This window comes from Deltaproteobacteria bacterium (assembly GCA_016208165.1).
Taxonomy (GTDB): Bacteria; Desulfobacterota; Desulfarculia; order JACQYL01; family JACQYL01; genus JACQYL01.
This window is the reverse complement of the sequence record JACQYL010000026.1, coordinates 32,737-45,327: the sequence shown is the minus strand read 5'-3', so window position 1 is coordinate 45,327 and position 12,591 is coordinate 32,737. Positions and strand designations below refer to the sequence as shown.

Annotated in this window: 12 protein-coding genes and 1 pseudogene; all 13 read left to right on the top strand. The window is 54.0% G+C overall.

Annotated features, from left to right (window positions below; genetic code table 11):
- The first annotated feature begins 9 nt into the window (after positions 1-9).
- The 13 genes and pseudogenes from HY788_05460 to HY788_05400 all read left to right on the top strand — a co-directional run bounded on the left by HY788_05460 (position 10) and on the right by HY788_05400 (position 12,591).
- Complete coding sequence (locus HY788_05460; protein MBI4773617.1) at positions 10-1,770, top strand: radical SAM protein; 1,761 nt, start codon at positions 10-12, stop codon at positions 1,768-1,770.
- Between the two features lie 151 nt (positions 1,771-1,921).
- Complete coding sequence (locus tag HY788_05455; GenBank protein ID MBI4773616.1) at positions 1,922-2,752, top strand: glycosyltransferase family 2 protein; 831 nt, start codon at positions 1,922-1,924, stop codon at positions 2,750-2,752.
- Positions 2,733-4,157 (top strand): sugar transferase, encoded by a 1,425-nt coding sequence (locus tag HY788_05450; GenBank protein MBI4773615.1) that lies wholly within the window; start codon positions 2,733-2,735, stop codon positions 4,155-4,157. Before HY788_05455 ends, HY788_05450 begins: the two co-directional genes overlap by 20 nt.
- Positions 4,158-5,584: pseudogene (tadA, locus tag HY788_05445) on the top strand (Flp pilus assembly complex ATPase component TadA).
- A 4-nt stretch (positions 5,585-5,588) separates the two neighbouring features.
- Positions 5,589-6,803, top strand: a complete 1,215-nt coding sequence (locus HY788_05440) for a type II secretion system F family protein (GenBank protein MBI4773614.1) — start codon at positions 5,589-5,591, stop codon at positions 6,801-6,803.
- 27 nt (positions 6,804-6,830) lie between these two features.
- Positions 6,831-7,262, top strand: coding sequence for a type II secretion system major pseudopilin GspG (gene gspG, locus HY788_05435; protein ID MBI4773613.1), 432 nt, complete (start codon positions 6,831-6,833; stop codon positions 7,260-7,262).
- Positions 7,174-7,812, top strand: a complete 639-nt coding sequence (locus tag HY788_05430; GenBank protein ID MBI4773612.1) for a type II secretion system protein — start codon at positions 7,174-7,176, stop codon at positions 7,810-7,812. The genes gspG and HY788_05430 overlap by 89 nt, the downstream gene beginning before the upstream one ends.
- On the top strand, positions 7,799-8,230 hold the full coding sequence (locus HY788_05425) for a type II secretion system protein (protein ID MBI4773611.1): 432 nt from the start codon (positions 7,799-7,801) through the stop codon (positions 8,228-8,230). Before HY788_05430 ends, HY788_05425 begins: the two co-directional genes overlap by 14 nt.
- Positions 8,231-8,297: 67 nt before the next feature.
- Positions 8,298-9,002, top strand: coding sequence for a hypothetical protein (locus HY788_05420; GenBank protein ID MBI4773610.1), 705 nt, complete (start codon positions 8,298-8,300; stop codon positions 9,000-9,002).
- Positions 8,980-10,029 carry a general secretion pathway protein GspK gene (locus HY788_05415; GenBank protein MBI4773609.1) on the top strand — a complete coding sequence of 350 codons (1,050 nt, stop codon included), beginning with the start codon at positions 8,980-8,982 and terminating at the stop codon, positions 10,027-10,029. The genes HY788_05420 and HY788_05415 overlap by 23 nt, the downstream gene beginning before the upstream one ends.
- A gap of 59 nt (positions 10,030-10,088) precedes the next feature.
- Positions 10,089-11,453, top strand: coding sequence for a pilus assembly protein PilM (pilM, locus tag HY788_05410; protein ID MBI4773608.1), 1,365 nt, complete (start codon positions 10,089-10,091; stop codon positions 11,451-11,453).
- A 1-nt stretch (position 11,454) separates the two neighbouring features.
- Entirely contained in the window at positions 11,455-12,009 is a 555-nt protein-coding gene (locus HY788_05405) for a type II secretion system protein M (protein ID MBI4773607.1), read from the top strand.
- Positions 12,010-12,012: 3 nt separating this feature from the next.
- Entirely contained in the window at positions 12,013-12,591 is a 579-nt protein-coding gene (locus tag HY788_05400; GenBank protein MBI4773606.1) for a hypothetical protein, read from the top strand.

Genomic DNA, 12,591 nt, shown 5'->3' with positions numbered 1-12,591 from the left:
GGCCTCTCGATGTCGTGGAAGCTTCGTGAATATTACCGAAAGCGCCTTGCCGGAGAACAAGGAACGGTTTTCAAGGACCCCGGAGGAAGAATCCGTGTAGCCCTGATGTATCCCAATCGCTATCATATCGGGATGTCGAACCTGGGTTTTCAATCGGTGTACGGCTGGCTAAATGACCAGGACGACTTTGTTTGCGAACGCGCGTTTCTGCCGGATGATGACGAAACGGGGTTATATGAGCGGTCGGGCGCCTCGTTACTGACCATGGAGTCCCAAACCGAAGTTTCGCGGTACGACGTGTTGGCGTTCTCGATATCGTTCGAGAACGACTATCTCAATGTATTACGGCTTCTCGATCTGGCCCGTGTGCCTTTACTCTCCTCCCAAAGGAACGGACCGGGTCCCCTCCTAGTGGCCGGGGGCATCGCAATTTCCCTGAATCCCGAGCCCCTGGCCGCTTTTTTCGATCTTCTGGGGTTGGGTGACGGCGAGCGCCTGGTTCCCGAGCTTATCGAACTCCTGCGACAGGCGCGATCCGTACCCCATGATCGTGAACCCATTTTGAAACAAGCTTGCCGTCTGACCGGATGGTACGTACCCTCCTATTACACTGAACACTACCGGGAAGACGGGACGATCGAAGGCAGGGAATCGCGCGAAGCGGCGCCGGAGCGTGTAACGCTTGCCAGAACGAACCTTGTCTCGGCGCCCATTCCTAAGACCGCCATTACCACGCCTGATACGGAATTCAGCAACACGGCGCTGCTGGAAATCGGAAAAGGCTGCGGTCGAGGATGTCGCTTCTGTGCGGCGGGTCACTTGTACAGGCCTCCACGATCCCACAGCGAGGACCGCCTCTCTTCCATGCTGACCGATCTCTCCGAGTCGGTTTCCCGGTTCGGCCTGATTTGCCCCGCCTTGGGCGATCTGCCCGAAACGACGCTCATTCTGAAGCATATCCAACACATCGGAGCCGAGGCGACCACGTCTTCTCTCCGGGGGGACGCCGCGAGCGATGAACTTCTGACGTTGTTGAGAGCTTGCGGCCAGAAAAGTGTAGCCATCGCCCCGGAAGCAGGTTCTCAGCGGTTGAGGAACGTTCTGAACAAGAAACTGTCGGAGGATGAGATCATTGCCGCAGTGGCCAGACTAACGGAGGCGGATCTGAGTTCCATAAAGCTCTACTTCATGGTAGGGCTTCCCACAGAGACACTCGATGACGTTCATGCCATCCATGCTCTTCTTAAACGAATCGTTCACGCGCTGAAGAAATTTCGCAAAAAGGACCGGGGATTCCCTAGAATCGGCGCGAGCGTCAATTGCTTTGTGCCAAAGGCGCAAACGCCGTTCCAATGGGAGGCCATGGATCGCGTGGACGCTCTTAAGAAGAAACTTCGCTTGATTCAAGGGCAGATGCGGAGCACCAAGAGCGTTTCCTTCTCCGCGGAAGTTCCCAAGTGGTCGTATATACAAGCCTTTTTTTCATTGGGCGACCGACGGGCGGGCCAAGTGCTCGCCGCCGTTCACTCAAATGAAGGACGGTGGTGGGAAACGTTCAAGAATGTCCCCTTCAATCCGGATTTCTTCGTCTATCGTCGGAGAGAGTACACGGAGACGCTTCCCTGGGATTTCATCCACACTGGCGTTAAGAAAGCGTACCTCGTTTCGGAGCATAGCCGCGCCATGAGCGGAAAGACTTCTCCCGACTGTATCCCGGAGACCTGCAATCGTTGCGGGCTGTGCGGGAACGCGGCTGTGCCCGGCGTCTGAAAATCCGAGTGATTGAATCGATTTCAGCACTTGATTCCTCTTGGCCGGAGGTTGTTCGAGGCCTTGCCGCCTCCGCGGAAGATTGACTTTAACCTGTCTTTTGAATAAAGTAGATCGTCTGGAAAACACCTTTCGGTACGAAGCTAAATAGATGCTCAGCGTCATAATCGTACACTATCGAACTCCGGACCGTCTCGTCAGGTGCCTCGACGCGTTGTCTCGAGCGTTCATACCTGCGACGGCGGAATGTATTGTTGTAGACAACGGCTCCGGACGCGATGAGGAGCTTGCCCGCATATGTGAAAACGGTCCCAAGCCCATCACGTTGGTTTCCAGCGGAAACAATGAAGGCCTCGCTTCAGCGGCCAATCGGGCCTTCCGTATAAGCCGGGGGAAATACATACTCAACCTGAATCCCGACGTCACGGTGTCTCCCCATTCCGTCGGCATTTTGTACCGATTTTTGGAAGACCATCCGGACGTGGGAGCGGTATTCCCCAAACTCCTGAATCAAGACGGCTCGCTGCAGCTCTCTTGCAGGCGGTTCTATGATCTGCCCACGGTCATCCTGAGACGCACGCCCTTACACCGGCTTATGGGCAAGGTGCATGTGGATCGGCACCTCATGACGGATTTCGATCACAGGAGCGTCAGGAACGTTGACTGGGCGCTTGGCGCCGCCTTTTTGGTCCGCAGGGAGGCCCTGTATCCGGGCAACAGGCTCTTCGATCGTCGCTATTTTCTCTATTTCGAAGACGTAGACTTGTGCATGGGTCTTCGGCGTCGCGGCTGGAGGGTGGTGTATCATCCGGAGGCCGTCATGATTCACGATCACATTCGCCGCAGCGCTTCAAAGCCTTTCAGCCGGGCGAACTGGGAACATTTCATCAGCTATCTCAAATTCTCTCTTAAACAAAGCGGATGTAAGGCCTATCCGATAAATCCGAGTACGGAGCGGTTCCATGTTGAGGCAACGGGCTAAAGCGATCGAGTTTGTGCTGTATTCTATGGATCTTGCGGTCACGGTGGGCGCGTTTCTACTCACCTATTGGGTCCGTAACCGGTTCCCGGCGCCTTATTTTCAAGAACTGTTCCACATAAGTCACTACCTCAAGCTATTGGTGTTCCTCATCCCCACTTGGGCTATTTTGCTCAAGTATTTTAAAACATACAGATCGTACCGGACCACCGGCATCCTGAAGGAAGCGTGGATACTTGCCAAGGTGGTCGTCTTAGGCGGCCTGGTATTGGGCTTTGTCATATTTCTGCTGAAATACGACGTCATCTTGAGCCGAGTTTTCATTCTCTGCTTTCTGATGGTCGACTTCGTATTTCTGGTGATCATGCGCGTAATCATCCGCATGGTCAGCCGTTGGGTGCGGAAAAGAGGATACAACTTCAGAAACATGGTTCTGGTCGGCGACGACAAACGCGCTCTGGAATTCGCCAAAATGATCGAGCAGACCCGTTGGTGGGGAATTCGCATTTTGGGATTCATGACTCCGGGAGAAAATGACGTTATCCCCGAGATTCGGGCCCGGTATCCCATATTGGGCAGCATAAACGACCTCGAGCGTTTCGTGATGGAAGAGGTGGTGGATGAGGTCCTGTTTCTGGTGACCCGAAAGAAACTGGCCGAATTGGAGAATGTCTTTCTCTTCCTCGAAGACGTAGGGGTCAAGGCCCGTGTGGCGTTGAACTTCTTTCCCAACGTCATTGCCAGAGCCGAGCTATCGGAACTTAACGACATCCCGTTGATCTCCTTTTCCACGATACCCAAAGACGGCCTTCCTCTTTTCCTGAAGGCGGTGATGGATCGGTGCCTTTCTTTCCTCCTGCTCCTGCTTCTTTCGCCTTTCATGGCCTCCGTCGCGTTTCTCATCAGACTGACGTCGGAGGGACCCGCTATTATCCGTCAAACCCGCTGCGGACTGAACGGAAGAAAGTTCATCATCTACAAGTTTCGAACCATGATAGCCAACGCGGAACAGCTCAGAGACTCGCTGATGCCGTTAAACGAAATGGACGGCCCCGTGTTCAAGATCAAAAACGACCCACGCATCACAGGAATCGGAAAGTGGCTTCGCAGGACCAGCGTAGACGAACTGCCTCAGCTTCTTAACGTGTTGAAAGGCGACATGAGCCTGGTAGGGCCGCGTCCTCCGATGCCCCAGGAAGTAGCTTTGTACGAACGATGGCAGATGAGGCGTCTGAGCATGAAGCCGGGCCTCACCTGTCTGTGGCAGGTGAGCGGACTTCGCAATAAAGTGGATTTCAAGAAGTGGATGCACATGGATTTGGAGTACATTGACAACTGGCGCCTCGAGCTGGACTTCAAAATTCTTCTTAAAACGATTCCCGTCATGCTTTCGGGAAAAGGCATGTAGATGGAAACCAAATCTCTCGGGGAAGTATCTGAGAAGGAATTCCCGTCGGCTCCCGTCATAATAGAAGGTCTCACTCCTCAGTTTATGCGATTTAACCTCGTGGTTCCTGTCGAAAGAGAGGACAACGAACTCACCCTCGCCATGGCGCGTCCGGACGACATCGACACCATCGAAGCCGTGCAGATGGCTACCGGCCTGCGCATATGCCCCCGTCCAGGAAACGAAGACGACATCATGGATGCCATAGAACGGCTCTATGGACAGGGCGCTTCGACCATGGAACGTATCGTCGGAGAAATCGGAGAGGAGGACCCGGACGTCTTAGGTCAGGACAGTGTGGAAGTCCTTAGAGACATGGCGTCGGAAGCGCCTGTCATAAGGCTGGTTAACCTCATCATTTCAAAGGCCATCGAACTGGGAGCCAGCGACATTCATTTGGAACCGTTCGAAAACCGTTTCAAGGTTCGTTATCGGATCGACGGAGTACTCCAGGACATGGAGTCTCCCCCTCGAAGGCTTCAATCCGCCGTATTGTCTCGCGTCAAGATCATGTCCAAACTGGATATCGCCGAGCGAAGATTACCACAGGACGGGCGGATCAAGATGCTGATACAGGGCAACGAAATCGATTTCCGGGTTTCCACCATTCCCACGCTGTTCGGGGAAAGCGTGGTCATGCGTATTTTGGACAGAGGCACCGTACGATTGGATTTGAAGCGGTTGGGCCTTCCCGAGGACATACAAGGCGTCTTTTCCGCGTTAATCCGAAAACCGTACGGCATGATTCTGGTCACCGGACCCACCGGAAGCGGGAAGACCACTTCTCTATATGGCGCCCTCGAGCAGATCAATTCATCCGATAAGAAGATCATATCGTCCGGCAGGACCCCGACGTCATCCTCATTGGAGAGATACGCGACGCGGAAACGGCCGAGATTGCCATTCAGTCCGCCTTGACCGGTCATTTGGTCTTCAGCACGCTGCACACCAACGACGCAGCCGGCGCCGTATCCCGCCTCCTGGAAATGGGCGTAGAGGACTACCTTCTCTCATCCTGCCTTTTGGCCATTATCGCTCAACGCCTGTTGCGGGTTCTGTGCCCTGCCTGCAAAAAGAAAGTTCGAGCCGATCGAGCCATGCTCGGTGACTTGGGAGTGAATGGCGATCACGGCGACACCTGGGTCTACGAACCGACGGGCTGCGAGAAATGCGCCCACACCGGTTATCGCGGTAGAACCGGGATATACGAATTCCTTCGCGTAACTGAAAACGTCCGAAAACTCATCCTCGGTCACTCGGACTCGTCCACGATCAAACAAGCCGCCATGAAGGAAGGCATGAGAACACTGCGATCCGACGGAGCCTTACGGGTTCTTCAAGGAGTTACATCCTTTTCCGAGCTGCTGCGTGTGACCCTGGAAGAATAATCCGATGCCCACCTTCAAATACAAATCCGCCACCAGAGACGGCAAGATTTCCGAGGGATCATTGGAGGCGCCTTCCCGAACGGATGCCGTTCGGATGATTCAGGCCACCGGAAACATTCCGCTGCACGTCTCGGGAAAAGGCCTTTCGATCCAAATGGAAATCAAGCTTCCCGGTTTCGGGAACAGGATTACCCAGAAGGATCTGGTTATTTTTACTCAGGAATTTTACACGCTCATCCGAGCCGGGCTTCCCCTGGACCGATCGCTGGCGATTCTGGCGGAAATATCAGAAAAGAAGAAACTTTCCGACGTCATTGGCGAAATACTACACAAGGTGGAAGGTGGAGACAGCCTGGCCGACGCGATGGAGGAATATCCGAAGGCCTTTCCAAAGCTGTATACGTCGATGGTCCGAACGGGCGAAGTGGGAGGCGTCCTCGACGTCGTGCTCAAACGGCTGGAAGAATACATGGCCAGGCTGCAGGAGTTGAAAGAGAACCTCATCTCCGCGCTCGTTTATCCTTCACTGCTGGTAACGGTCGGCACGTTGTCCATGGTGATCCTGATGGCTTTTGTTATTCCGAAATTCGAGAGTATTTTCGAATCGGTGGGACAATCGCTGCCATTAAGCACCACGATTCTCCTTACGACAAGCAAGATCATCCGATTTTACTGGTGGGCGATCCTGCTGCTGCTCCTAGGCTGTTTTTTGAGCGTTCGGTATTACTTCCGAACGGAAAACGGCAGGTTCTTATTGGATCGTCTAAAGCTTGGCGCACCCATCATAGGCGGCCTGGCCCAAAAGATTGAAACCGCTCGATTTGCACGTACGCTGGGGACGCTCATGAACAGCGGCGTGCCGTTTTTACAGGCATTGAAGATCGTCAGAGACGTATTGCAGAACAGGGTCATATCGAGCGCTTTGGACAAAGTCACCAGTCAGGTGCGAGGCGGTAAAGGCATTGCAGCGCCGCTGATGAAGAGCAAGTTGTTCCCTCCCTTGGCGCTTCACTTGATCCAGGTAGGGGAAGAGACGGGAACCTTGGATCAGATGCTGCTTCAAGTAGCCGACAATTATGATCGCGAATTCCAAACTGCCGTAAAAAGAATCATCGCATTGATGGAACCGGTTATGATATTGGTTGTCGCCCTGATGATCGGATTCATCGTGGTGAGCATGCTGTCGGCCATATTCAGCATCAATCAACTGCCGCTCTGACAACATCATACTAAGGAGGATCGCTTCATGAGAGTAAGAAAACATTGCGGAGGCTTCACGCTGATCGAGCTTCTGGTGGTCTTGATTATACTGGGCCTCTTGGCTGCCCTGGTCGGCCCTCGACTCTTCGGACGTGTGGATACCGCGCGCCAACAGGCCGCCCAGACCCAGATCGAAATCTTTTCAGGGGCTTTGGACACCTATCGATTGGACAACGGCAAGTACCCAACCACGGACCAGGGGCTTCAGGCCCTCATGGAAAAGCCCGAGGATCTCTCAAACTGGGCCGGCCCATATCTAAAGAAAGAAATCCCGAGGGACCCCTGGGGCAATGACTACGTATACAAAAGCCCCGGCGAGCACGGTGACTATGACATCACATCCTATGGTGAAGACGGCCAGGAGGGCGGAGACGGCAACAGCACGGACATCGTCAGCTGGAAAAGCAAGGACCAGTAACGCCTGGTCTGCCGGCTTCACTCTCATAGAATTAATTACGGTTCTTATCATCCTGGCTCTGGCGGGGGCCATCGTCGTCCCAAGATTCTCGGACAGTCTTGACTTCCTCTTCGACAGGAAGGGACTGCGATCCGCCGCCGCGATGATGAGAAGGGCCCGGGCGGAAGCCGTATTCCGTCGGGAAAACATGGATGTAACCGTGGACATCGAGAACGGAAAACTGACGCTGAGCAGTGCTGAAGAGTCCGAGAACGGGGTTGCGATTGCACCGGAACCGCCGCCGGACGGTGACGAAGCGGGGGCCGGTTCCGCGGTGAGGGCTTTCAGCCCGATCGAAATTCAGTTTCCCAAGTCGCTCAAGATCGAGGAGGTAAGTGTAGAGACGTACGGCGAAGGCAAAGATGACGAGTATACGTTCACGTTCTATGCACGTGGAACGTCCAGCGGGGGCGAAATACGTTTCGAAGATGCCCGTCGAAACGAACACCTGCTCCGCGTCAGTCCCTTGAACGGCAAAGTTTGGCTTGTGGATTTGGATGAGAAGAAGTAACCAGCGAGGCTTTACGCTCCTTGAAATATTGGTCGCCCTTACCCTTATGGGCCTCGTACTGACCACGGTGATCGAACTGCTCTCGAGTTCCTTGAATACGGCCGCCGTTGCCAAAGAAACCGCCCAGGCCGCGCTCCTGGGTCGCCGGCTGATGGACGGCCTTCTGGGGCAGGACGAAACCTTCGAGAATGAGGACTGGCCCCAAGGGGGCGCTTTGGACGATGTGTATAGCTGGCGGGTGACCATCACTCCCTATCTGGACCTGGATGTTGAGGACGCAGAAGAGACGTTTCCGTTTATCATATACTCCTGTGACCTCAGCGTGGAGTGGCAAAGCGGCATCCGCACACGTAGCGTCCACCTTAAAGCGCTCAAGACGGTCCCGAAACCACAGACAACCGTCACTGAACAACAATAGAGAACGCTCTTTGAATCCATGGCATTCCACATCTGATTCGTGTCCATCGGACGCAGGCTTCACCCTGATGGAGTTGTTAGTGAGCCTGACCATTCTGGGCATCATGGTTTCGGCTATTTCCGGCGCCTTCCATCTGGGAACCCGGTGCTTTGAACGGGCGGACCGCATCGTCGAGGACACCCAGGACCGGATTTACGGATGGGATCAGATTGCCAAACAAGTCCGCAGCGCGTTCCCGTACAAGTCCAAGAAAGGGACGGTCTATTTGGAAGGCGAAGCCGATTCCCTGGATTTTGTGAGCGCCTACTCGCTTCGCTGGGGCGGGACAAGAGGCCTGGTAAGGGCGAGCTATAAGATACTCGAACTGGACGAAGGAGGGTACGTGATCGACGTCTACGAAGAGCAGCTTCTGGACAAGGATCAGCTCGACGAGAAGATCGACGATGAGAACTACGAAACCTTGGCGCGGTCCAACGAAGAACTCTCCTTTCGATATTACAAGCAGAGCAAGGGGAGCGATGATCCGGAGGCGGGCAAATGGATGGATGCGTGGGATCAGAATGAAACTTCCCTTCCTGCACGGATCGCTCTTGTCGTCGGAGACGCGGACCCGGATGAAGATGTCACCGCTGTCATGCAAATGAGCGTGCAGGCCCAGACCATGGTCTCATCAACCGGCGGCCGACCCGGAATTCAAAAAGGTTCCTTCTCCGGGAGACGTCCCTCTTCTAGCAAGCAGGACTCAGGGCATGGCAATCCCCGTGAACCGTGAGAAAGGGTTCGCCCTTATATTGGTTTTGTGGGTAGTCGTCTTCCTCACGGTAATCGCCTTCGAATTCGCTTCGAGTATGCGACTCGAGTCCCGCATCGCCCGTAACTACCTGGACGACGCGAAGACGTACTTTCTCGCACGATCCGGTTTCGACGTGGCGATTGCCGAGATCGAACGGAGGCAGACATACGTAAAAGATCAATCAAACAAGAGTCTGAGCGAACAGCAGGAAGAGACCAAGGATCTTTGGGGCTTTGACGGAGAGGAAAATTCGATTAAACTGGACAACGACTCCATAGCCGTGCGCATATTTACGGAAGAGGGGAAGATCGATCTGAACACTTCATCCATTGTGTTGTTGCGCGGTCTTCTCGATTCGACCGAACTGGATGAGAAAGACCGGAATGTGATCCTGGACTCCATTCAGGATTGGAAAGACTCGGACAACCTGCATCGTATGAACGGAGCGGAAGACGATTATTATGAGTCGTTGAATCCTTCTTACAAAGCAAAGAACGCGAATTTCGAGACGGTCGAAGAGTTGCTTCTGGTTCGTGGTGTCACGGAAGCGATCCTGTACGCCCCCATTTCTTCGGGCAGTAATGAAGAAAGCGGATCTGAAACGGAAAAAGAAGGGCAAAAGGGGCGGCGTCCACTGCGCTTGATCGATTGTCTGACCGTAAATAACACGAGCGGCCGCATCAATCTGAATTTTGCACCCACGGAGGTGCTGCGCGCGGTTCCTTTTTTCGGACCCGGATTGATAGAACGCGTCGTCGAACTTAGAAACAGCAGAGGCTCTGAATTTCTAACCCAGAACGACTACCGTATTACCTTGGGCGATGATGTGTATAATGCCATCGAAGGCTATGTAACGTTCGAGCAAGAGCCCAAGATCTTTTCTCTCCGCTGCAGGGGAGCGTTGACCACCGGGGCCACGACGGAGATTCAAGCGTTGGTGCAATACAACGCCGGCAACCGACAAAAGCCTTACGAGATTCTCCGCTGGCTTGACGCCGCATACTAAACCAACATCTTCATGAACTCTTTTTCTACAAGTCACTGACGGTACATAAAGGGTGTCTTTTGGTTGAATCACTTGGACTCTATTTCGACGCTCATGCAGCCACGCTGGTCCACATGCGCAAGGGCGCAGGCGGAAAACGAACCGAGCAGTTGATGTCCTTTCCCTATCCCGCGGGGGACTCCGGCGACCACGCCCGAGAAGCGGTTGCGCCCAGAATCGCTGAATATCTGGTGATGAACCGGATCAGACTGAAAGAAGTTTGGGCTGTGATTCCCAATGAAGAAGTGGTCCTGAAAAAGGTTAAGCTGCCGGAAGCCGCTCGCGAAAACCTGGATGAATTACTGGAATTCGAATTCGAGAACTATTTTCCTTTCAAGCGAGAGGACGTACTGCTTGACTACCTGGTGCTCACAGCTCCCAAAAAGGACCGGCACGAATTCAATGTTCTCCTGGCCGCGCTGAAGCGCGCCCGCTATGATTTCTACTGGAACCTGATCGACAAAGCCGGTTTGGCGCCCGTCGGACTGGAGCCGCCGCTTTCCGCCCGTCTCCCGATGGTTCGGCGGCTTCACCGGAAACGGCGTATCCGTTTCCCATCGGTGCTGCTGATTCCGGGAACACGCGTTTGGGAGTTCGAAGCCTGGTTCGGCAAGAACGAACTGGATTGGAGGAGAATCCCCAAGAACGATCAGGAAACCTCCGATCAGTTCTTTGCCGAGCGGGGTAGAACCTTGGTGAACGGGGCTGTCACCGGGCCGGTGGAAACGCCCTGCATCGAGGATCCGGAGGGGGCCGGCCCGGATCTGCCGGAACCGTTTCAACGCGTGGATCTTGCGGAGACCTTCAAGGAGGCGAGTCTTCTTCCTTACTCTCCAGAAGCTTTTCACGCCGCGGGCGCCGCTCTTCGGGGCATGGAATGGACGGATTTCGGTCTCAACCTGTTGGCTCCGGAAAAACGCAAGAAACGCAAAATGGGACCCGTATATCTTCTCATGGTCCTCTGCCTGATCGCCGTCTTATTGGGCGTCGCCACATTGGCGTCTCCCTACCTTCAGATCAAGAAGACGCTGACCGTCTTAGAGGCCAAGTACGAATCCCTTTCTCCGCAAATCAAGACTGTTGACGAAAAACGCGCCAAATTGGAGCGCGTCCAGAAGGACATGGAAGCGCTCACACGAGTGCATCAAAGGAACACCCTCGAGGTTCTGCTGCAGCTCACGCCTCTGATCCCCGAGCATTCCTGGCTTCAAACCTTCGATCTGAAGAACGACACCATCAACATCCGGGGAAACTCGACCAGCGCTTCGGAGCTGATTCCGCTTCTGGAGAATTCGCCGCACTTCAAGGATGTTGAATTCATTTCACCAGTGGTCAAACGCGGCGGTCTCGAGAATTTCAACATCACCATGAAAGTGGAGAACTGACATGTTCTCTCAGTTGAGTGATCGTGTACGTACGTTTATTTGGATCGGAGCTGCGGTCCTTGGTTTGACCGCTGCGTACCTTATGGGATGGGAACCGCTCTACGCTGATTACCGTGCTAAACTGAACCGGATCGAGCTCCTTCAATCGGACCTGGATAGGGCGCACCGGAGGTTGGCGGACGTCACCGAGTTGGATCGTACGTTCCGGGAGCAGCAAGGACGTTTGGAAGCTCTCGAGAAACGAATGTTTACCGGGGACCGTCCGTCGCTGGTAGGAGCGGAGATGCAGAACATTCTAAGCGACATATGCAAGCAGCAAGAAGTTTCCATCCGAAAAACGCGTATGTTGAAGGAAGGGACCATAGGCAAATACACGGAAGTCAAAGTGAAGATTGAACTGAACGCTTCCCTGACCTCCTTGGCCCACCTTCTGTACGACCTGTTCAATAACGACTACCTGTTTCTGGTCGACGAGTTTGAGGCATCCTCCGCGGGACGCGGGGGATCCTACATTCGTGTCGATATGACGGTTTCCGGGCTGATGAAGGCGGTCTAAAGTATGTTGCGCTCCTACATCGGCGTCTTGAACGCTGTCTTGCTCGTCGGGATCGGGGTGCTCGGTCTGCTGTTGTCCAATCAATGGCGAGGATTCGAACCGGACATAGAAGGCCCGGAGGCAAAGACGGTTGATGTCCGGCCGGGAAAGAATTCATCCCCGCCGACCGAGGGTTTGCTCGCTTCAAATCCGGAGCGCATGTTTGATTTCTATCAACAAGTCATTGATCTGAACCTCTTTCGTCAGGACAGGAAGGAACCCGAAACACCGGCGGAGACGGAAGATGGCGCTGCAACCAAAGAGAAACCTACGTTCGACAGGAATTTTAAGTTGCTGGGAGTGGCGGTGGTAGGTGATAAGAAATTGGCCCTCATAACGTTCAATGACAAGGAACAGGAATCCAATCGGATAAAGCAAGTCACTAAAATGGTGCATGAAGGCCAGGAAGTGCGTGACTTTAAGATCGAGAAAGTAGATGATCGATTTGTTATAGTGAATACGGATGAAGAAAAAGTCGAGGTCCGCCTGAATCAAGCCGAACCTTCCAACGCGGCCCCCGGCGGGCCCTCACGTCCAAGGTGA